Source organism: Geodermatophilus amargosae, assembly GCF_041028265.1.
Taxonomy (GTDB): Bacteria; Actinomycetota; Actinomycetes; order Mycobacteriales; family Geodermatophilaceae; genus Geodermatophilus; species Geodermatophilus amargosae_A.
This window is the reverse complement of record NZ_JABGCW010000004.1, coordinates 87714-107319: the sequence shown is the minus strand read 5'-3', so window position 1 is coordinate 107319 and position 19606 is coordinate 87714. Positions and strand designations below refer to the sequence as shown.

The 19606-nt window shown below is 75.2% G+C and carries 23 protein-coding genes; 10 read left to right on the top strand and 13 right to left on the bottom strand.

Going from position 1 to position 19606, the window contains the following annotated elements; genetic code table 11:
* Nucleotides 1-62 precede the first annotated feature (62 nt).
* The 3 genes from HLV61_RS06050 to moeZ all read right to left on the bottom strand — a co-directional run bounded on the left by HLV61_RS06050 (nucleotide 63) and on the right by moeZ (nucleotide 2880).
* Nucleotides 63-914: a hypothetical protein gene (locus HLV61_RS06050; protein ID WP_369253493.1), complete on the bottom strand. Its 852-nt coding sequence runs from the start codon at nucleotides 912-914 to the stop codon at nucleotides 63-65.
* Between the two features lie 87 nt (nucleotides 915-1001).
* The gene (locus HLV61_RS06045; protein ID WP_369253492.1) at nucleotides 1002-1589 is read right to left on the bottom strand and encodes a TIGR03086 family metal-binding protein; all 588 of its coding nucleotides are present in this window, start codon (nucleotides 1587-1589) and stop codon (nucleotides 1002-1004) included.
* Between the two features lie 130 nt (nucleotides 1590-1719).
* Nucleotides 1720-2880 carry an adenylyltransferase/sulfurtransferase MoeZ gene (gene moeZ / locus HLV61_RS06040; RefSeq protein ID WP_369253491.1) on the bottom strand — a complete coding sequence of 387 codons (1161 nt, stop codon included), beginning with the start codon at nucleotides 2878-2880 and terminating at the stop codon, nucleotides 1720-1722.
* A gap of 333 nt (nucleotides 2881-3213) precedes the next feature.
* On the opposite strand from moeZ, the gene HLV61_RS06035 reads away from it, so the two are divergent.
* Complete coding sequence (locus HLV61_RS06035) at nucleotides 3214-4056, top strand: hypothetical protein (RefSeq protein WP_369253490.1); 843 nt, start codon at nucleotides 3214-3216, stop codon at nucleotides 4054-4056.
* A 5-nt stretch (nucleotides 4057-4061) separates the two neighbouring features.
* On the opposite strand, the gene HLV61_RS06030 is transcribed toward HLV61_RS06035, so the two are convergent.
* Complete coding sequence (locus HLV61_RS06030) at nucleotides 4062-4805, bottom strand: DUF3152 domain-containing protein (protein ID WP_369253489.1); 744 nt, start codon at nucleotides 4803-4805, stop codon at nucleotides 4062-4064.
* Between the two features lie 451 nt (nucleotides 4806-5256).
* Nucleotides 5257-6330 (bottom strand): alpha/beta fold hydrolase, encoded by a 1074-nt coding sequence (locus HLV61_RS06025; protein ID WP_369253488.1) that lies wholly within the window; start codon nucleotides 6328-6330, stop codon nucleotides 5257-5259.
* Between the two features lie 68 nt (nucleotides 6331-6398).
* Here HLV61_RS06025 and HLV61_RS06020 point away from each other — a divergent pair, with 68 nt between their 5' ends.
* Together HLV61_RS06020 and HLV61_RS06015 are read left to right on the top strand one after the other, a co-directional pair.
* Entirely contained in the window at nucleotides 6399-7037 is a 639-nt protein-coding gene (locus HLV61_RS06020; RefSeq protein ID WP_369253487.1) for a TetR/AcrR family transcriptional regulator, read from the top strand.
* A gap of 116 nt (nucleotides 7038-7153) precedes the next feature.
* Entirely contained in the window at nucleotides 7154-7390 is a 237-nt protein-coding gene (locus HLV61_RS06015; protein WP_369253486.1) for a DUF3107 domain-containing protein, read from the top strand.
* A 144-nt stretch (nucleotides 7391-7534) separates the two neighbouring features.
* On the opposite strand, the gene HLV61_RS06010 is transcribed toward HLV61_RS06015, so the two are convergent.
* Complete coding sequence (locus HLV61_RS06010) at nucleotides 7535-8185, bottom strand: ferritin-like fold-containing protein (protein ID WP_369253485.1); 651 nt, start codon at nucleotides 8183-8185, stop codon at nucleotides 7535-7537.
* A gap of 192 nt (nucleotides 8186-8377) precedes the next feature.
* Between HLV61_RS06010 and HLV61_RS06005 the strand changes: the two genes are divergently transcribed.
* Genes HLV61_RS06005 through HLV61_RS05990 form a run of 4 tightly spaced genes read left to right on the top strand, consistent with a single transcriptional unit; the run spans nucleotide 8378 to nucleotide 13263 of the window.
* Complete coding sequence (locus HLV61_RS06005) at nucleotides 8378-10252, top strand: DEAD/DEAH box helicase (protein ID WP_369253484.1); 1875 nt, start codon at nucleotides 8378-8380, stop codon at nucleotides 10250-10252.
* Between the two features lie 11 nt (nucleotides 10253-10263).
* Nucleotides 10264-11433 carry an outer membrane protein assembly factor BamB family protein gene (locus HLV61_RS06000; protein WP_369253483.1) on the top strand — a complete coding sequence of 390 codons (1170 nt, stop codon included), beginning with the start codon at nucleotides 10264-10266 and terminating at the stop codon, nucleotides 11431-11433.
* Between the two features lie 49 nt (nucleotides 11434-11482).
* A complete protein-coding gene (locus HLV61_RS05995; RefSeq protein WP_369253482.1) occupies nucleotides 11483-12397 on the top strand; it encodes an alpha/beta fold hydrolase in 915 nt (304 codons plus the stop codon).
* On the top strand, nucleotides 12394-13263 hold the full coding sequence (locus HLV61_RS05990; RefSeq protein WP_369253481.1) for an oxygenase MpaB family protein: 870 nt from the start codon (nucleotides 12394-12396) through the stop codon (nucleotides 13261-13263). Before HLV61_RS05995 ends, HLV61_RS05990 begins: the two co-directional genes overlap by 4 nt.
* Here the strand turns inward: HLV61_RS05990 and HLV61_RS05985 are convergent.
* From HLV61_RS05985 to HLV61_RS05965, 5 genes are all read right to left on the bottom strand, one after another.
* On the bottom strand, nucleotides 13260-14141 hold the full coding sequence (locus tag HLV61_RS05985) for a RecB family exonuclease (protein WP_369253480.1): 882 nt from the start codon (nucleotides 14139-14141) through the stop codon (nucleotides 13260-13262). The two genes, HLV61_RS05990 and HLV61_RS05985, sit on opposite strands and share 4 nt — an antisense overlap.
* A gap of 27 nt (nucleotides 14142-14168) precedes the next feature.
* Nucleotides 14169-15026, bottom strand: coding sequence for a PHP domain-containing protein (locus HLV61_RS05980; RefSeq protein ID WP_369253479.1), 858 nt, complete (start codon nucleotides 15024-15026; stop codon nucleotides 14169-14171).
* A 35-nt stretch (nucleotides 15027-15061) separates the two neighbouring features.
* Complete coding sequence (locus HLV61_RS05975) at nucleotides 15062-15697, bottom strand: PH domain-containing protein (protein ID WP_369253478.1); 636 nt, start codon at nucleotides 15695-15697, stop codon at nucleotides 15062-15064.
* Nucleotides 15698-15703: 6 nt separating this feature from the next.
* A complete protein-coding gene (locus HLV61_RS05970) occupies nucleotides 15704-15862 on the bottom strand; it encodes a hypothetical protein (RefSeq protein ID WP_369253477.1) in 159 nt (52 codons plus the stop codon).
* Between the two features lie 170 nt (nucleotides 15863-16032).
* Nucleotides 16033-16656 carry a DUF6758 family protein gene (locus HLV61_RS05965; protein WP_369253476.1) on the bottom strand — a complete coding sequence of 208 codons (624 nt, stop codon included), beginning with the start codon at nucleotides 16654-16656 and terminating at the stop codon, nucleotides 16033-16035.
* An 81-nt stretch (nucleotides 16657-16737) separates the two neighbouring features.
* Here HLV61_RS05965 and HLV61_RS05960 point away from each other — a divergent pair, with 81 nt between their 5' ends.
* Nucleotides 16738-17166, top strand: coding sequence for an NUDIX domain-containing protein (locus HLV61_RS05960; RefSeq protein ID WP_369253475.1), 429 nt, complete (start codon nucleotides 16738-16740; stop codon nucleotides 17164-17166).
* A gap of 34 nt (nucleotides 17167-17200) precedes the next feature.
* On the opposite strand, the gene HLV61_RS05955 is transcribed toward HLV61_RS05960, so the two are convergent.
* Nucleotides 17201-17710, bottom strand: a complete 510-nt coding sequence (locus HLV61_RS05955) for a MaoC family dehydratase (RefSeq protein WP_369253474.1) — start codon at nucleotides 17708-17710, stop codon at nucleotides 17201-17203.
* 140 nt (nucleotides 17711-17850) lie between these two features.
* On the opposite strand from HLV61_RS05955, the gene HLV61_RS05950 reads away from it, so the two are divergent.
* Both HLV61_RS05950 and HLV61_RS05945 read left to right on the top strand, forming a co-directional pair.
* Nucleotides 17851-18339: a hypothetical protein gene (locus HLV61_RS05950; protein WP_369253473.1), complete on the top strand. Its 489-nt coding sequence runs from the start codon at nucleotides 17851-17853 to the stop codon at nucleotides 18337-18339.
* Nucleotides 18336-19241 (top strand): HTTM domain-containing protein, encoded by a 906-nt coding sequence (locus HLV61_RS05945; protein WP_369253472.1) that lies wholly within the window; start codon nucleotides 18336-18338, stop codon nucleotides 19239-19241. The genes HLV61_RS05950 and HLV61_RS05945 overlap by 4 nt, the downstream gene beginning before the upstream one ends.
* Nucleotides 19242-19262: 21 nt before the next feature.
* Here the strand turns inward: HLV61_RS05945 and HLV61_RS05940 are convergent, their stop codons facing one another.
* On the bottom strand, nucleotides 19263-19556 hold the full coding sequence (locus HLV61_RS05940; protein WP_369253471.1) for a WXG100 family type VII secretion target: 294 nt from the start codon (nucleotides 19554-19556) through the stop codon (nucleotides 19263-19265).
* Nucleotides 19557-19606 lie beyond the last annotated feature (50 nt).

Here is a 19606-nt window from a genome sequence, read left to right as displayed (position 1 = left end):
GGCAGGCGGGCCGGCGGGCGTGCGGGCGCCCGGGCGGCGCGGCTCCCCGGGCGCCCGCGGGCTCACAGCTGGTAGTCGCTGTGCGCCGTCCACCAGGTGTACAGGCCGGCGAGGTCGGCCTGGGTGGTGCCGGGTGCGGCGACGATGCCCTCGACGAGCGCCGCGTCGTCGGTCCAGGTGATGACCACCGCGCCGTTCTCGGTGTCGATGGCGCACGCCACCAGGCCGGTGTTGCCCCCGCCGCCCCACGAGCCGACACCGGTCGTGGTGGTGCAGTCCTGGCCCTCGGGGACCTCCGACAGGCCCTGCGCCGAGACGTCGTTGGTGAAGACCGAGTCCATCGTCGCCTGGTCGGGGTACTGGAAGAACTCGGCCTGCTGCGGGCCGGGCTGCGTGGTGCTCGCGCCGCAGGAGGCGTGCGCGACGTCGCCGTCGCCGGCGAGCGCGGCGTCCGCGCAGTCGGGGAAGTCCGCCGGGACGATCGCCAGCAGGCTCCCTGCGGACCCCGGGGCGCCCGTGGACGGCGACGCGCTGGTCGACGACGGGGAGCTCGACGACGGAGGGGACGTCGAGCTGCTGCTCGAGGAGCTCGACGACGAGCTCGACGCCGTCGCCGCCGGCTCGGGGTCGTCGTCGCGCAGGACGAAGAACAGGACGACGGCGGCGACGACGACGGCCGCCACCAGGCCGGCGACGAGGGCGATGACCGGGCCGCGCCGTCGCGGGCCCTGACCGGGCCCTCCGGGCTGGCCGTACGGCCCCGGCTGGCCGGGTGGCCCGTACGGGCCGGGCTGGCCGTACTGCGGCGGCTGGCCGTACTGGCCGGGCTGCGGGGGCTGGCCGTACTGACCGGGCGGGCCGTACGGCGGCTGGCCGGGGCCGCCGGGGTACTGCCCAGGGGGCGGCTGGCTCATGGGGACCTCCTGCTGACGTGGAGTCGCAGGATACGAACGGCCGGGGGCCCACGGGCGGGTCCGCCACGGCGCGGGCACCCCGACGGGCTACCCGCGGCGGCCCAGCCGGGCCAGCAGCCGCTGCTGCGGCGAGGCGCCGTCGGGGAGCTCGACCGGCGGCGCGAACAGGCCGGGGACGCCGTCGCCGGGCAGCCGGGCGGCCATCCGCTCGGCGGCCCGCACCAGCGCCGGGTCCAGGTCCTCGTCCCCGCCGGTCGCGCGGGCGAGGTCCCAGGAGTGCACGGTGAGGTCGGTGGTCAGCTCCTCCACGTACTCCCCCGCCGGCGTCGGCCCGCGGGAGAGGTGCACCGTGCCGGACCGCAGGTCGGCGGCGGCCACGGCGGCCAGCGCCTCGTCCGCGACGGCCTCCCAGGCGGTGAGCGGGTCCGCCCCCAGCAGGGCGCCGGTCCCGGCCGGCACCCGCGCCGCGACGTCGTCGAGCGGCTCGCCGGCCAGCAGGCCGGGCACCCAGTGCGCCTCGCCGACGAGGTGGGCGACGAGGTCGGCCACCGTCCAGCCGGGCAGCGCCTCGAGGTCCCACTGCCCGGGCTCGACGGCGTCGACGCGGTCGGTGAAGGCGGCCTGCGCGCGCTGGAACAGCTCGAGCAGCTCGGTCGGGGACGGGGTCTCGGGCACGCGGCCAGTCAACACGGACGCCGAGGGCCCGGCACCCACAGACGGGTACCGGGCCCAGGCGACCGGATGGAACGGCCCGCTCGCAGGGACCCGCCGCGAGCTTGCGAGCGGTGGGGGCGAGGGGCTCCTGCTAGTACGTGGGGAGCGTCTTGTCGATCCGCGTCGCCCACGCCGTCACGCCGCCCTGGACGTGCACGGCGTCCTTGAACCCGGCGTTCTTGACCGCGGCCAGCGCCTCGGCCGAGCGCACGCCGGTCTTGCAGTGCAGCACGATCGGCCGGTCCTGCGGCAGCTGCGCCAGCGCGCGGCCGGAGAGGATCTCGTCCTTGGGGATGAGCTTCGCACCGGGGATGGAGACGATCTCGTACTCGTTGGGCTCGCGGACGTCGATGAGCTCGAAGTCCTTGCCCGCGTCCATCATGTCCTTGAGCTCGTCGACGGTGATCGTCGAGCCGGCGGCCGCCTCCTGGGCCTCGGCCGAGACGACGCCGCAGAAGGCCTCGTAGTCGATCAGCCCGGTGATCTGCTCGCCCTCGGGGTCCTTGCGCACCTTGATCGTGCGGAAGGTCATCTCCAGGGCGTCGTAGACCATCAGCCGGCCCAGCAGCGTCTCGCCGATGCCGGTGATGAGCTTGACCGCCTCGGTGGCCTGGATGGCGCCGATGGTCGCGCACAGCACGCCCAGCACGCCGCCCTCGGCGCAGGAGGGGACCATCCCGGGCGGCGGCGGCACCGGGTAGAGGTCGCGGTAGTTGGGCCCGTGCTCGTTCCAGAAGACCGACACCTGGCCGTCGAAGCGGTAGATCGAGCCCCAGACGTAGGGCTTGTCCAGCAGCACGCACGCGTCGTTGACCAGGTAGCGGGTCGCGAAGTTGTCGGTGCCGTCGACGATCAGGTCGTACTCGCGGAATACGTCCAGCACGTTGTCGCTGTCCAGCCGCACCTCGTGCAGGCGGACGTCGACGTACGGGTTGATCTCCTTGATCGAGTCCCGGGCGCTCTCGGCCTTCGACCGGCCGACGTCGGACTGCCCGTGGATGATCTGCCGCTGCAGGTTCGACTCGTCGACGGTGTCGAACTCGACGATGCCCAGCGTGCCGACGCCCGCGGCGGCCAGGTACATGAGCACCGGCGAGCCGAGCCCGCCGGCGCCGACGGCGAGCACCTTGGCGTTCTTCAGCCGCTTCTGCCCGTCCATCCCGACGTCGGGGATGATCAGGTGGCGGCTGTAACGGCGGACCTCGTCGATGGACAGGTCGGCGGCGGGCTCCACCAGGGGTGGCAGGGACACGCTTGCTCCTCGGATCTCGACCAGCGGCCCCGTCCGGCGGGGCCTGCGTTCGTCGGGGGAACAGGGTGGCACGCGGGTCTGTTCCCGTCGGTCCCGACCCGGCTCCACCACCGGCCGACCAGTCACGGCAGGGGGCGGTGCAGGCAACCGATCTTGGCCCTCAAGGATCGGAGTGACCGACCGGTACGACCTCGGACCCGCACTGACTGTGAGTCGTGCCAGGCGTCATGACTCGGTGACGGATCCGTGACGGCCGCCTCCTACTTTTGTGCCGCGCGGGGAGCACTGTCCCGTCCCAGCTCACCCGGCTGCACAGCACTCATGGGGAGAACCGTGCCAAGCCTGCAGAGCCGACCCGGCAAGGTGGTGGTCATCACCCTCTTGAGCCTCGTGGCGGCCGTCGTCTGCTTTGGGCTCCTGAGCTCATCTGGCGTCGTGGACAATGGTGTCGTCGAACTCGGAGGGGCCTTCGCAGGGTTCATCGTCACGGTGGTCACCCTGAACCGCGTCTGGGGACGCGATGACATCGAGACGGAAGCAGCCAAGAGCGGGCAACCGTTCTTGTACGAGGAAGTGGTCAAGACCCTTGACCTGCGTAGAGCGTCTCCTCACGCGTCCCCGCAACTGGCCCACCTGACGGACTACTACCGCGCTAAGCGCCTCGGCACTGCTCATACGCTGCAGATGCACTACGCCACGACAGCCGATGGAATCGACTGGCGCGGTAGTGCCACGCACCCCACCACAGCGCGCTGGCAGGAGGACGGCGTGTCACACACGGGGCCCGACGGGGAGACACTGAAACACGACTACAAGGTCGACTTGGATCTCCAAGACCTGGCTGTTGGTCAGTGCACTCCCGTGATCAACAGCATCGCGTATCGGAATGCCTTCCGAAATCTGGACGGAGAATGGTTCGAGACCCACATCGAACAGCCGACCGGCCACCTGACGATGATCGTCCTCGCTCCTGACGACATGCAGGTGACGAGCGCCGGTGCAGGGCGGTCGATCGGACGCGGCGACCTCGAACACACGGCCGAGGAGCCGGCGGTCATCGAAGACGGCAGCGTCATCTACTGGTCGGTGGACAGCCCGGTGCTGGGCGCGCGGTACGCCGTGTCATGGACGTGGTCGCGGCGCACCGCCCGTGAAACGCTCGCCAGTGGCCGGTAGGCCGACTACGGATACGGCCAGGCGTTCTTGGCGCAGCCGTCGAGGCCCAGGGTCTGCTGCTGCATCACCGGGGCGACCTGGCCGGCGCCGGGACAGGACTGGTGGCCGTTGCCCAGCGCGTGCCCGACCTCGTGGTTGACGACGTACTGGCGGTAGGTGGCGACGTCGCCCTGGTAGTCGGGGACGGCGGTCTCCCAGCGGGCCAGGTTGATGACCGCGCGCTCGCCGTAACGGCAGGAGGTGTAGCCGCCGGTGCCCACGCCCGGGCAGTACCGCTCCATGCTGCCGGGGTTGACCAGGCTCACGCGGAACTCGTAGGCGCCCGGGTCGGTCCCGTCCACGCGCTGGAAGGACATCCGGCCGCCGCTCCCCCACGACCGCGGGTCGCCCAGCGTGGCCTCCACGGCGGCGGCGAAGGTCACGCCGTCGACGCCGATGCCGTCCTCGACCTCGACGACGAAGCGCTGCAGCGGACCGGTGCCGTAGACCGCCGAGGTGCCCGGGACCACCGACACGCTGCCCGCACCCTGCTCCACGTAGGTGCCGGCCGCGGGCGCGCCGGGCACCTCGGCCGGGCCGGCGTCGCCCTCGGCCGCCGCCGTGGGGGTGGTCGTGGGCGCCGTCGTCGTCGGCGCCGCCGCGTCCGTCGAGCGCGGGGCCGGATCCGTGCTGCCCGCCGTCGCGCCGACCCGCGCCGCGGACCCACCGGCCGGGGCCAGGAGGTCGACCAGCGCGAGCACGGTCGCCACGGTGAGCAGCGGGATCGCGTAGGCACGCCAGCCCCAGCGGGCGGCGAACCGGCGCAGCCTGCTCCGCGGGCGACGGGACCGCCGGGGGTCGGACGGCCCGGGCCGGACGGCGCGGGGTCCAGGGGCGTGGGGTCCGGAGGCGTGGGGTCCGGAGGCGTGGGGTCCGGAGGCGTGGGGTCCGGAGGCGTGGGGTCCGGAGGCGTGGGGCGGCGCCGGGGGTGCGGAGGGCACCGGCGGGAGCGGGGGCAGGCCGCGCGTCGGCGGCCGGCCGGACGGAGGACCTGCCACGGTGCCGCCTCCTCGCCGCCTCGTGACCGGCAGCCGTGCGGCCGCCGGTCCTCCTGCCGGTTCCGTCGTCCTGCGGTCACGCAGTGTCGTGGGGTGCGTCACCGCGCGTCCAGGTCAGGTTCTCACGCGCCCCACCGGACACGCGCGACCCACCGACGGCGCGTCAGCCGGCGCGCGCCTCGTCGCCGTCGAGGTCGCCGTCCGAGGGGTGCGTGAGGTCCTCGAGCATCCCCAGCACCGCGCGGGCGGTCTCCTCCGGCGCCTCGAGCATCGCCACGTGCCCGACGGTCTCCAGCACCAGCAACCGCGCCCTCGGCACGACGGCGGCCAGCCGCGGGGCCAGACGGGGGTCGACCAGCCGGTCGCGGTCACCCCACACCACGAGGGTGGGCATCCGCAGGGAGGAGGCCAGCCGCCAGGCGTTGGCCCGCCCGACCCGGAGGTAGGACGTGATGAGGCCGCGCATGCTCCGGGTCAGCGCCCGGTTGGCCCACTCCTGCGCCGCCCGCTCGCGGGTCTCCTCGACCGCGGCGTCGATCCGCGCCGGCGGCACCCGCGCGGGCTCGCCGAAGCACATCTGCAGCATCCCGCGCACCGACTGCTCCGGCGTCACCCCGGCCAGCCGGCGTTCGGCGATCGTGGGGACGCCGGGCAGCAGGAGCAGCAGCAGCGCCCGACCGAAGGCCTGCGGCACCCGGTAGACCGGCATGGCCGGCGAGACCAGCGTCAGGGTCGCCACGAGGTCCGGGCGCCGGGCGGCGACCAGGAGGCTGACCAGCCCGCCGAGGCTGTTGCCGAGCAGGTGCACCGGCGCGCCCCGCCCCTCCCCGGGCCGGTCGCGGACGTGCTCGAGGACGTCGATCACGGCGCGCACGTGACCGCGGACGGAGTACGAGCCCCGCGACGGCGGCTGGGAGCGGCCGAAGCCCGGCAGGTCGACCGCCCAGCCGGCGCAGCGGACGGCGAGCAGCGCGGCCAGGTCGGTCCAGTTGGTGGACGCGCCGCCGAGCCCGTGGACGTACAGGGCGCGTTCGCGCGGGCCGCCGGGCGTCCCGGCCCACGGCGTGGTGCGCACGTACACCGAGCCGCCGCGGACCGGGACCTCCTCGCCGGGCCACGCGTCCGGAGGCGGGTCGGTGCTCGGCAGGGCCGCCGTCGACGTCCGGGCGGTGGACGACGGGGCGATCGACGGGGGCATCGGCAGACGGCGGATGCGCGCGCGACGGGCCTCGGGCACCCGGCGACGGTATGCCAGGCCGACGGGACGCGTGCGGCGGGTGACCCGCCGGTAACATCCCCGGCGCCATGCAGTCCTCGCGCCCGGTCCCCGTCCGCCGCACCTCGCGGCTGCCGCGGGGTGCCCGGCGGCTGCAGTTGCTGCAGGCCGCGCAGGAGGTCTTCGTCGCGCACGGCTTCCACGCCGCCGCCATGGACGACATCGCCGACCGCGCCGGCGTCAGCAAGCCCGTGCTCTACCAGCACTTCCCGGGCAAGCGGGAGCTCTACCTGGCACTGCTCGAGCAGCAGGTGACCGAGCTGACCGACCGGGTGCGCGAGGCGATGGCCGGCACCGAGGACAACCGGCAGCGGGTCCACGGCGCCGTCGGCGCCTACTTCGACTTCGTCGACGCCGACGGCGGCGCGTTCCGGCTGGTCTTCGAGTCCGACCTGCGCAACGACGAGGACGTCCGCACGCTGGTCGACCGCGGCAACCGGGCGTGCGTGGAGGCGATCGCCGAGGTGATCCGGGGCGACACCGGCAGCTCGCCGGAGCAGGCGCACCTGCTGGCCTCCGGGCTGACCGGGCTGGCCGAGACCAGCGCCCGCTGGTGGCTGGCGCAGAAGGGCACCGTGTCGCGGGACGAGGCCGTGTCGCTCATGTCGGCGCTGGCCTGGCGGGGCATCTCCCGCTTCCCTCGGGTCGAGGGCGACCCTCCCTCCTGAGCGGCTCCCCCGCCGGGCCATGCTCGTTCGCTGACGGCGCAGCTCCGCGCCGGGGCCGGGTGCCCGGCGCTGGACTAGCGTGGTCGACAGCCGTGCAACCCGAGGAGGCATCCCGAGTGGAAGTCAAGATCGGTGTCCAGCACTCCCCCCGGGAGCTGGTCGTCGACAGCCCGAACACCCCCGAAGAGATCGCCGCCGCCGTGGCCTCCGCCATGTCCGGTGGCACGAAGGACGGGTTGTTGACCCTGGAGGACGACCGGGGCCGCCGCGTCCTCGTCCCGGTCGACCGGATCGCCTACGTCGAGATCGCCCAGCCCGACCAGCGCCGGGTGGGCTTCGTCTCAGGCAGCTGACGCCCAGCACGTCCCGACGGGGCGTCCCCGCATCCGCGGGGACGCCCCGTCGTCACGTCGAGGGGACGGACGGACCCACGTGAGCCGCCCTGCGAGGCGCGTGCGAGGAGCGGGGGCGATCCGGAGGATCGCGACGTCATCGTGTCAGGGGTTGAGGCCGAGGGTCTTCATGCGCTCGGTGTGCGCGGCGGTGATGCGCTCCTGGAGCCGGACGACGCCGGTCAGGTCACCGGTGCCGCCCATGATCAGCCGGGCCAGGCCGTCACGCTCGGCGATGACCGCCTGCGACTGGGAGATCGCCTCCCCCACCAGGCGGCGGCCCCACAGCGCCAGCCGCCCGGCCAGCGTCCGCTGCGCGGCGATCGCGGCCCGCACCTCGCGGACGGCGAAGTCGGCGTGCCCGGTGTCGGCGAGCGTCTCGAGGATGAGCGAGCGGTCCGGCTCGGCGAGGAAGCCCGCGATCTCGCGATAGAAGTCGGCGGCCAGGCCGTCGCCGACGTAGGCCTTGACCAGGCCCTCGAGCCACGTGCGCGGGCGGGTGCCCTCGTGGAAGCCGTCGAGCGCGGCGACGAACGGGCTCATGGCCACCGTGGGGTCGGCGCCGAGCTCGGTCAGCCGCTGCGTCAGCCGGTCGTGGTGGGCCATCTCGGCGGCGGCCATGCGCGCGAGGGCGGCGCGGCCGGCGAGGGTGGGCGCCATCCGCGCGTCCTCCGCGAGCCGGTCGAACGCCGTCAGCTCCGCGTAGGCCAGCACGCCGAGCAGGTCGGTGACGGCTCGGGTGTCGACCGTGGTCACGTGCCACCTCCGGGTAGGGGTCGGGGCGGGCGGCCCGCGCGGCGACCGAGGCTAATCGCTGTCCGCGCTACCATGGGAACAGGCGAGCCGCCAGGTTCGCTGGTATCTGTGCGCTGACGAACGTCGGACGACGTCCCGAGGAGCCCCACTGGGCACCGGGTGCGTCCCCCGGATCCCCCCGGTCCGCTGGCCGTGTCGGCGCTGGAGACGCATCCCGCGACACCCGACCGCGGAGCGCCCGGGCGACGACGTCGTCGCCCCTGGCCGCTCCCCCAGCCACCAGAGGCGAGAGCACTGACCTCCACCGAGAACACCCCTGTCGAGAACGTCCCCACCACGCCCGAGCTCGAGCACGCCGAGACCGGCGCGCCCGCTCCGGAGCAGCTCGAGCAGACCGTCGAGTCCCTCGGCGGCGCGCCGGTCGAGGAGACCGCCCCGCTGTTCAGCGACTTCGACGTCCATCCCGACGTCGTCGCGGCCCTCGTCGACGCCGGCATTACCCGCACCTTCGCCATCCAGGAGCTCACCCTCCCGCTGGCGCTGGCCGGCCACGACCTCATCGGCCAGGCGCGCACCGGCACCGGCAAGACCCTCGGCTTCGGCGTCCCGATGCTGCAGCGCGTCGTCCCGCCGGCCGAGGGCGGTGACGGCGTCCCGCAGGCGCTGGTCGTCGTCCCCACCCGCGAGCTGTGCGTGCAGGTCGCCCGTGACCTGGCCACCGCGGGCAAGAAGCGCGGCACCCGCGTGCAGGCCATCTACGGCGGCCGCGCCTTCGAGCCGCAGGTCGCCGCGCTGCAGGCCGGCGTCGAGATCGTCGTCGGCACCCCGGGCCGGCTGCTCGACCTGGCCCAGCAGGGCCACCTGATCCTGGGCAAGGTCCGCGTCCTCGTCCTGGACGAGGCCGACGAGATGCTCGACCTCGGCTTCCTGCCCGACATCGAGCGGATCCTCGCGATGGTCCCGACGCAGCGTCAGACGATGCTGTTCTCGGCCACGATGCCCGGTCCGATCGTCACGCTGTCGCGGTCGTTCATGACCCAGCCGACCCACATCCGGGCGCACGGCAACGACGAGGGCTCGACCGTTCCGCAGACCACCCAGTTCATCTACCGGGCGCACAACCTGGACAAGCCCGAGCTGCTCTCCCGCGTGCTGCAGGCGCGCGGCCGCGGCCTGGCGATGGTCTTCTGCCGCACCAAGCGCACCGCGCAGAAGGTCGCCGACGAGCTGGTCGACCGCGGCTTCGCGGCCGCCGCCGTGCACGGCGACCTCGGCCAGGGCGCCCGCGAGCAGGCGCTGCGCGCCTTCCGCAGCGGCAAGGTCGACGTCCTGGTGGCCACCGACGTCGCCGCGCGCGGCATCGACGTCACCGGCGTCAGCCACGTCGTGAACTACCAGTGCCCCGAGGACGAGAAGACCTACGTGCACCGGATCGGCCGCACCGGCCGCGCCGGCCGCGAGGGCGTCGCCGTCACGCTGGTCGACTGGGACGACATCCCGCGGTGGCAGCTGATCAACAAGGCGCTCGACCTGCCGTTCGCCGACCCGCCGGAGACCTACTCCACCTCCCCGTGGGTGTACAGCGACCTCGACGTGCCCGAGGGCGCCAAGGGCCGGCTGCCCCGCTCGCAGCGCACCCGCGAGGGCCTCGACGCCGAGGTGCTCGAGGACCTGGGCGAGACCGGCAAGAAGGCGAAGGGCGCGGGCCGCGCGCCCGCCCGTGGCGACGCCGGCCCCGAGTCCTCCCGCACCGAGTCCTCCCGCACCGACGAGGAGCGCCCGGCCCGGTCCTCCCGGCCCCGCCGCCGGACCCGCGGGAGCGGTGCCGCGGCCGAGGCCGTCGCCGCCCCGCACGCCGGGTCCGCCGAGGGCGACGGGACCGCCCCCGCGGCTCCCGCCGTCGACACCGCCGACTCCGGCGAGGGCTCGGACGCGCCGCGCCGGCGCCGCCGTCGTCGTGGCGGTCGTGGTCGCTCCGGCGCCCCCACCGGGTCCGACGCGGCCGGCTCCGGCCGCGAGGACTCCGACGGCTCGGGCGACGGCGGCGACTCCGAGTCCGCCGCCTGAGCCGGTAGGCCGTGGCGCTGCGTCCCCCGCCGCCGCGGGTGTGGATCTGGACGGCGGCGGCGCTCGCGCTGGTCGTCGTCGCCACCCTGCTGTGGCGGGGGTCGAGCGTCGCGGCCACCGACAGCACCACCGCCTTCGCGCCGGAGGTCCCCGCGCAGGCCCCGTCCGGGGACCTGGCCCGGGTCTGGTCGGTCGGCACCGACGTCCCGCTGCCCCCCGGCGTCGTCGAGGGCGGCCGGGTGGTCGTGCCCTCCGCCGACGGCGTGACGGCGCTGGACCCGGCCACCGGCGAGGAGGCGTGGCACTACCGCCGCGCCGACGCCGCGCTGTGCGGCCTGAGCGCCAGCAACGGCCTGGTGGTCGCCGTCTTCCGCGGCGGCGACCGCTGCGACGAGGCGCTGGCGCTCACCGCCGCCACCGGCGTGCGCGCCTGGACCCGCAACCTCAGCCTGCGGGGGGACGCGACGATCGCCGGCACCGACCAGGTCGTCCTCGCCAGCAGCGACACCGGGATCGTCGTGATCGACCCGGTCGGCGACAACGTCCGCTGGCGGTCGGCCGCCGAGCCGGGCTGCACGCTGGTGGACACCGCCGTCGGCAGCGCGGGGGTGGCGCTGCTGCAGCGCTGCGAGGGCACCGCCGCCGTGCAGGTGCGGTTGTTCGACTCCTTCTCCGGCCAGGCCCGCTGGACCCGCGACCTGGCCGTCGCCGACGGCACCGACGTGCGGCTGGCCGGCGTCGACCGCCTCGTCGGCGTCGTCGCCGGCGACGCGCTGCTGGTCCACCGCCCCGACGACGGCGCACAGCTGCAGGAGCTGGTGCTCCCGTCCGCCACCGACGGCGGCGCGGAGGGCGACCCCGTCCTGCAGGTCGGCGTCGGCGACGTCGCCCTGGTGTGGGCGCGCGGCACCGTCGCGGCGCTGGACCGCACCTCCGGGGCGCAGCTGTGGCAGGTCCCCGCCCTCGGCCTGCCCACCGCGTCGGCCGTGGGCAAGGGCGAGGTGGGGCAGGCCGGCGTGTGGGTCCCCGAGTCCGACGGCCTGGTGCTGCGCGACCCGGCCACCGGCGTCGAGACCGCCCGGGTGGCCGTCGAGGACGCGCCCGCGCCCGGCGGCCGGGCCGCCGTCGTGGGGCCGGTGCTGGTCTACGCCCTCCCCGACCGGGTGGCCGGCTACCGGTGAGTCCGGGTCGCGGCGGCGCGGTCCCGGACGGCGGGGTTCACTGGGGACCATGGTCCTGCCCGGCACCTCGCACAGTCCCGACCTCGCCATCGCCCCCGACGACCTGCGCCAGCTGGCCGACCACGACGCCTCACCGCGCACCCTGCCGGGCCGGGCCGGGCCGCTGGCCGCGCTGGACACCGGCGGCGACGGACCCAGCGGCACGGTGCTGCTGGTCGCCGGCTACACGGGCAGCAAGGAGGACTTCGCCCCGCTGCTCGCCCCGCTGGCCGCCGGCGGCTACCGCGTCGTGGCGATCGACCAGCGCGGGCAGTACGAGTCCCCCGGCCCCGACGACCCGGGCGCCTACTCCGTCGCCGAGCTCGCCGCCGACGTCGTCGACGTGGCGCACCTGCTGCGGGAGGAGACCGGCACCCCGCACCTGCTGGGGCACAGCTTCGGCGGGCTGGTCGCCCGGGCCGCCGTCCTGGCCGACCCGGAGGCCTTCCGGTCGCTGACCCTGCTGGGGTCGGGGCCCTCCCGGCTCGTCGGCCCGCGGGCCGACCTGCTCGAGCACCTCGGCCCGCTGCTGGAGCGGGGCGGCGTCCAACTGGTGCACGCCACGCTCGAGCAGCTGGCCATGACCGACGAGCGCGCCCAGGTGGTGCCCGAGGTCACCCGCGCCTTCTACGCCCGCCGGTTCCTCGCCTCCGCCGCCGCCGGGCTGCGCGGCATGGCCGACGCCATGACCTCCGAACCCGACCGGGTCGCCGAGCTGGCCGCCGCCGGGATCCCGGTGCTCGTCGCGCACGGCGCCGCCGACGACGCGTGGACGCCGGCCGCGCAGGCGGAGATGGCCCGGCGGCTCGGCGCCCGCCACGAGGTCATCGCCGGCGCGATCCACTCCCCCGCCGTGGAGAACCCGTCCCGCACCCTCGAGGTGCTCACGACGTTCTGGTCGGCGCTGTCGGACGACGCCCGGTGACCGGTTCCCGGCCCTCGGCCCGCGACTGGTCGGCCGAGGAGGACCTGCTCGGCTTCTTCGGTCCCGACAGCGTCACCTGGAAGGTGCACGCCGACCCGGTCTACAGCGTCGGCGGGCTGCGCGCGCTGCTGCTGCAGGCGCTGCACCCGGTGGCGATGGACGGCGTCGCCCGCAACTCCACGTTCCGCGAGTCGCCGTGGCAGCGGCTGGTGCGCACCGCCGAGTACGTGGACGTGCTGACCTTCGGCACCCGACGGGATGCGGTGCGCGCCGTCCGGCGGGTCCGCGGGCTGCACCGGCCGCTCGGCGGCACCGAGGAGACCACCGGGCGCAGCTACCGCGTCGACGACCCCGACCTGCTGCTGTGGGTGCACAACTGCGAGGTCGACTCGCTGCTCGACGTCGCCCGCCGGGTCGGCGTGGTCACCGCCGCCGAAGCCGACCGCTACGTGGCCGAGCAGGTCACCGCCGCCGAGCTCATCGGCGTCGACCGCGCCGACGTCCCGGCCTCGGTGGCGGAGCTGGCGGACTACTTCGAGCGGCTCCGGCCGCAGCTCGCGCTGACCCCGGCCGCGCGCGACGCCTGGCGCTTCCTCGTCGTCCCGCCGATGCCGCGCTGGGTGCAGATCCTGACCCCGGCGCGCCCGGCGTGGGGTTCGCTGGCCTCGCTGGGCGTGGCGACGCTGCCGCCGTGGGCGCGGAAGCTGGCCTCGCTGCCCGGCCTGACGCTGACCGACGCGGCGGCGACGGCGGCGCTGCGCGCGTTCCGCACCGGGATGCTGGCGCTGCCCGAGCGCGCCCGGCACTCCCCGGTCCGGCGGGCCGGGTTCGAGCGGACGGCGTCCGCGACGGCAGTGGGCGCCTAGCTGCCGTCGGGGCTGCCGTCGGGCTGCTCCTGGTCGGCCGGCAGGAAGCTCCACGTCTCGCGCGGCGGGGTCGCCGCCTGGCCGGCCGGGCAGCTGGGGCGGAAGTCGCACCAGCCGCACTGCCGGCCGGTGACGGTCGGGAACGCCTCGTCCGGCGGCACGCCGTCCTCGAGCGCCTGGGTGGCGACGGCGATGTCGGCGGCGACGTCCTCGGCGCGGCGCACGTGGTTGGCCAGCGACCGCTCGGTGTGCTCGAAGGAGGCCACCGTGCCGCTGGGCAGGTGGTGCAGCTCGACCCGGCTGCACGGCCGGCGCAGCGTGCGCCGCACGCCGAGCACGTAGGCGGCGAGCGCCGCCGACCCGCGGGCCTCGTCATCGGTGCTGGGCACCCGGCCGGTCTTGTAGTCGACGACGACCAGCTCGTCGCCGCGCTGGTCGATGCGGTCGACCCGCCCGGTCAGCGCCAGCTTCTCGGTGGTGCACGAGACCTGCCGCTCCAGTCCGACCGGCTCCTCCGCGGGGTCCAGCGACTCGACGTAGCCGGTGATCCAGCCGGCCGCGGTGGCGCGCCACCGGGCGGCCTGCTCGGCGTCGCGGAACCCGTTGGCGCTCCAGACGCCGTAGAGCAGCTGCCGGGCCGCTCCGGCCGTGCGGCGCGCCCGCGGCTGGTCCCACCAGGAGCGCAGCGCGGCGTGCACCGCCGACCCGACCGAGTTGTGCGCCCACGGCGGGCCCTTGGGCGGCGTCGGCCGGTCGACGTAGGCGTACCGGTAGCGGCGCGGGCAGTCGGCGAAGGTGGCCAGCTTGCTCGGCGTCGCGGGGAAGAGCCGGCGCGGCATGCCGGGCATCTCCAGCTGCGCGCCGTCGGACTGCCTCATCCGGTCACGCTAACCGGCGTCACCGCCTCAGCCGGCCAGTGGCACGCTGCCCGTGGACGCAGCCACCAGTGCCTCGTACTGGGCGGGGTCGGTGGTGCACGCACCGATCGGCGTCGCCTTGTTGGCGCCGTGGTAGTCGCTGGACCCGGTCACCAGCAGGCCGAGGTCGCCGGCCAGGCCGCGCAGGTGCGCGCGCTCGGCCGGGCTGTGGTCGGGGTGGTCGACCTCCAGGCCGACCAGGCCCGCGCCGGCCATCGCGGCGATCGCGTCGTCGTCGACCACCCGGCCGCGCCGGGTGGCCAGGCCGTGCGCGAACACCGGCACGCCGCCGGCGGCGCGCACCATGCGGATCCCCTCGAGGACGTCGGTGTCGGCCTTGGTCACGTGGAAGGGGCTGCCCTGGTGCAGCAGGGTGGCGAAGGCCTGGTCCACCGACTCGACGACGCCGGCCTCCACCAGGGCGCGGGCCACGTGCGGGCGGCCCACCACCGCGCCGCCGCTGGTGTCGAGGATCCGCTGCCACTCGACCGGGTAGCCGGCCGCGGCCAGCGCGGCGACGATCCGCTGCCCGCGGGTCAGCCGCTCCTCGCGCAGCCGCCGGCGCTCCTCGGCGAGCTCGAGGGAGTCGGGGTCGAAGAGGTAGGCCAGCAGGTGCACGCTGACCGGCCGGCCCTCGGCGGGGAACCAGCGGGCCGACAGCTCCATGCCGGGGACGACGGTCAGCCCGTCCGGGCGGGCCGCCGCGGCGCTCGCCCACCCGTCGGTGGTGTCGTGGTCGGTGAGGGCGACGACGTCGAGGCCGGCGGCGCGGGCGGAGGCGACCAGGGCGGCCGGGCTGTCGGTGCCGTCGGAGACCGACGAGTGGGTGTGCAGGTCGATGCGCATCGGCCTCCAGCCTCCCCCAGCCCTGCGGCCCGCGCTCAGCTCCCGCCGGGCGCCCCGGGCAGGCGCGGGATCGGCTGGGTGTCGCGCCGCTGCTCGGGCGGCGTGGAGTTCCCGTTCTCCGGGTTGCCCTCGTCGTCGCCCCCCGCGGCCCCGCCCCAGTCGCTGCCGAACAGGAGCTCGCTCACCTCGCGGTAGAGCAGGTCCGCGCGCGGCAGGAAGGTGATCTGGGACAGCGCCTGCTGGGAGCCGGCCGACTCGAAGCGGAAGGTGCCGTAGCCGAGGACCTGGCCCAGCACGGTCTCCTTCCAGGTCAGGTCGGTGATCCGGCGCAGCGGCAGCAGGGTGACCGTGCGCGCGATGATCCCGGAGGTCAGGAGCACCCGGCGGCGCGTGACGATGAAGTGCCGCATCCACCACTCGCCGGCCCGCAGCGCGAACCAGCCCAGTGCGCCGACGGCGACGAGCAGGCCGACGCTGGAGCTGAACCGGTTGTCCGGGTCGAGGGTGAGCACCCACAGGCCCACGACCAGCACGGCCAGGGCCCTGGCGCCCGGCCACAGCAGCACCGCCCAGTGCCGGCGGGTGGCCACGACGGCCTGCTCGCCGGGGAGGAGGTACTTGGCGGCGTCCTTGGCCCACCGCGGCGGGCGGCCGCCGGCCGGGCCGCTCACGCCGGCCTAGACGAGCGAGCCGACGAAGGCCGCGATCGAGGACGCGGCGTCCCCGAGCGCCTCCCCGGCGCTCTTCACCATCTCCGCGGAGGCCTCGGGCTTCTGGATCACGTAGAAGATGACGAAGGCGACGGCCAGCCAGACGAGGACCTTCTTCAGGTTCACGGCCACCTCCGGGGATCTGCTCGGACCGGCGGGCACGGCGCCCGCTCGGGTCGGCCCGGGGGCCGGCCCCATGGGTAACACAGGCCCCACGGTCCACCCGACGGACACGCCGGGCCGGGACCGAGCTGTCGCCCGAGCCTGCCGTCCTCCTGTTCTCCTACCCTGCCGTCCTACTGCCCCGGCAGCAGGTGCTCGCTGGGCGGGCCGAGCGGGAGGTCGGGGTACAGGCGGTCGCGCAGGTCCAGCAGGCGCAGTTCCTCGGCCAGCAGCCAGCCGGCCGACATCGGCCACATGACCAGCCACAGCCACACGCCGTAGGCCTCGCCGACGAAGGCCGCCCGGTCGTCGGGGGTGGGCACCGCCCACAGGGGTGCGCGCTGGCCGGCCGCCTCGACCGCCGCCGACGAGGGGCCGGTGATGACGTCACCGGGGTCGAGTCCGGGCAGTCCCGCATAGCCGCAGCCCACCCCCATCCCGGGTTCCTCGGCGACCAGCACCAGTTCGGCCGCCCCACCCAGGGGCGCCGGCCCGGCGCAACCGACGACGATCGCCCGCGCCCCGGGCTCCCCGCCCCAGGCCAGGCCGGTCACCGTCCAGCCCGAGGGCACGGGGTCGGGCACCCACGCGGGCACCCGGGCGTCGGCGGTGACGGCCGCGATGGCGTCGTGGGCGATGAGCGCGGTGTGGTGCAGCGGGGTGACCGCGCCGTGCACGTGGCACCAGGCCACCGCCGAGTCCCCGGGGCGCACCACGAGTGCTTCGCCGCAGCGGGGACAGACCGGGGAGGCGCTCATCGGATGACACCGTCCTGTCACACGGGGCCGACGTCAAGCGCAGTCGGACGGTGCCGGGTCGGGTCACCGTACCCTGCGGCCGTGGCACCCGACTCCCCCGGCGGACCGTTGCCGGTGCAGGCCTGCGTGGGCGCCGTGGTCCTCGACGCGCAGGGGCGGCTGCTGCTGATCCGCCGTCGCAACGCCCCGGGTCGGGGGCTGTGGTCGGTGCCGGGCGGGCGCGTGGAGCCGGGCGAGACGCTGTCCGCCGCGGTGGTCCGGGAGGTCCGGGAGGAGACCGGGCTGGCGGTCCGGTGCGGCGCGGAGGTCGGCCGGGTGAGGATCCCCGGCGACGGCGTCGTCTACGACGTCGCCGACTTCGTCTGCACGCTCGCCGACTCCTCCGCGGTGCCGGTGCCCGGCGACGACGCCGACGCGGTCACCTTCGCCGAGACAGCCGACCTCGACCGGCTGCCGTGCACGCCGGGGCTGGTGGCGACGCTGCGCGGCTGGGGCGCGCTGCCGTCCTGACCTCGGACCGGCAGCGCGCCCCGTCACGCCGGGTTCAGGAGCGCGGCCTCGGCTCCGGGCGGCCGGGCTGCTCGCCGCCGCGGGCCTCGCCGTAGGAGCGCTTGGGCACCATGACCTTGCGCCGGAAGACGCAGACGACCGTGCCGTCCTGCTTGTAGCCGATCGTCTCGACGTGGACGACGCCGCGGTCGTCCTTCGACCGCGACTCCGACTTGTCCAGGACGGTGGTCTCGCCGTAGACGGTGTCGCCGTGGAAGGTCGGCGCCACGTGCCGCAGCGACTCGACCTCCAGGTTGGCGATGGCCTTGCCCGACACGTCGGGCACGCTCATGCCGAGCAGCAGCGAGTAGACGTAGTTGCCGACGACGACGTTCTTCCCGAAGTCCGTGGTCTCCGCCGCGTAGTGGGTGTCCAGGTGCAGCGGGTGGTGGTTCATCGTGATGAGGCAGAACAGGTGGTCGTCGTACTCGGTGACGGTCTTGCCGGGCCAGTGCTTGTAGACCGCACCGACCTCGAACTCCTCGTAGTACCGACCGAACTGCACGGTTGCTCTCCCGACGTCGTCGTGCGGTGGACGGGCACGGCGCCGCGCGCGGACAGGGCCGTCCCGGGCCGGGCAGGCCAGTTGCCCACCACGCGGCGCCGGTGACCCATCTGGACGGCCGCCGATCCTACGATGCCCGCGTGGTCCCTCCGCTCCGCGCCGGCGACCCCGCCGAGGCGGACGTCGTCGTGCTCTCCCCGGGCGGTCGCCGCGTCCGCCTCGCCGCCACGCTCGTCACCCTCGCGCTGGTCCTCGCCGGGACGCTGTGGGGCACCGACGCCTCGTTCCCGTTCGGCCCGTTCAAGATGTACTCGACCCGCGCCGACGCGAACGCGCCGGTCGTCTCCACCCGCGTCGTCGGCCTCACCGGCGCCGGGGAGGAGGTGCGCCTGTCCGGCGGCGAGGTGGGGCTGCGCCGCGCCGAGTTCGAGGGGCAGCTCCCCCGTCTGGTCGACGACCCGACGCTCCTGGTGACGCTCGCCGAGACCTACGCGCGCCGCCACCCGGAGGCTCCCTCCCTCGTCGACGTGCAGGTGGTGCAGCGGCACTTCGAGCTCGCCGACGGCCTGCCGACCGGCGAGTGGACCGACCGCGTCCTCGTCGCCCAGGACCTGGAGGCCGGCTCGTGAGCACCGCCTCGTCCGCCCTCACCGCCGTGCGCGGGCTGCGCGGCTTCTGGACCCGCCCGGTCCCGCTCGCCCGGATCGCGGTGTTCCGCACCATCGCCTACCTGTTCGTCCCCGTCGACGTCTTCCTCACCACCGCGTGGGTGCGCGCGCACGCCGAGGTTCCGACCGCCTGGTACCAGCCGCTCGAGATCGCCCGGGTGCTGCACCTGCCCACGCCGACGTCGACCGTCGTCCACGTCGTGCAGTGGGCCCTGGTGCTCGCCGCCCTGGCCGCGGCCACCGGCCGCGCGCCCCGGCTGCTCGGGACCGCGGTCTTCGTGCTGTACCTCGAGTGGATGGTCATCGCGATGAGCTACGGCAAGGTCGACCACGACCGCATCGCCTACCTCGTCGCCCTGGCGGTCCTCCCCACCATCGGACGGGTGCACTGGCGCGACCGCCGCCGGTCCGAGGCGGCCGGCTGGGCGATGGCGGCGGTGATGGTGACCGTGATGCTCACCTACTTCCTCGCCGCCTGGGCGAAGATGCGCTTCGGCGGCTGGGACTGGGCGACCGGCTCGACCATCACCCGGGCGGTGGTGCGCCGCGGCACCGGCCTGTCGGAGTGGACGCTCGACGTGCCCGGCCTGCTCGTGGCCGTGCAGTGGGCGATGCTCGTGCTCGAGTTCGCCGCGCCGCTGATGCTGCTCGTCCGGTCCGACCGGGCCCGTGTGGCGCTCGTGGTGTTCCTGCTCGGCTTCCACCTGATGGTGTTCGGCGGCCTGCGGATCATCTTCCTGCCGCACTGCGTGGCGATCCTGTCGATCCTGCCCTGGGAGCGTGCGCCCGAGGTCCTGGCCGCGGCGCGCCGGCGGCTGCAGCCGGGACGGGCCGCCGCGCTGGCCACCGCACCGCCCGGCTGAGCACCCCCGGCTGAGCCCCGGTCAGACCAGCGCACCGATGCGCGCGGCCATCTCGGCCTCGTGCTGCTGATAGGACGCCGCGACCGCCGACAGCAGTGCGCCCATCCCGGTCAGCGCGTCGCTCACCCCCTGCGCCGAGACCCGCCACTGCTCGTAGAGCGCGCTGAACTGCACCGCGGCCTGGCTGTCGGTCCAGCCGTCGAGCACCGAGCCCGTGACGGTGCTCGACAGCGTCGCGTGCCGCGAGGCGGTCTCGGCCGCCTCGGTCTGGCAGCGCCCGGCCATCGACTGCAGGGTGGCGATGTCGACCTTCATGGCTCCTCCTGTCCGTCCCGGGCACCTCCCGGGATGGGTGCGGACGCTAG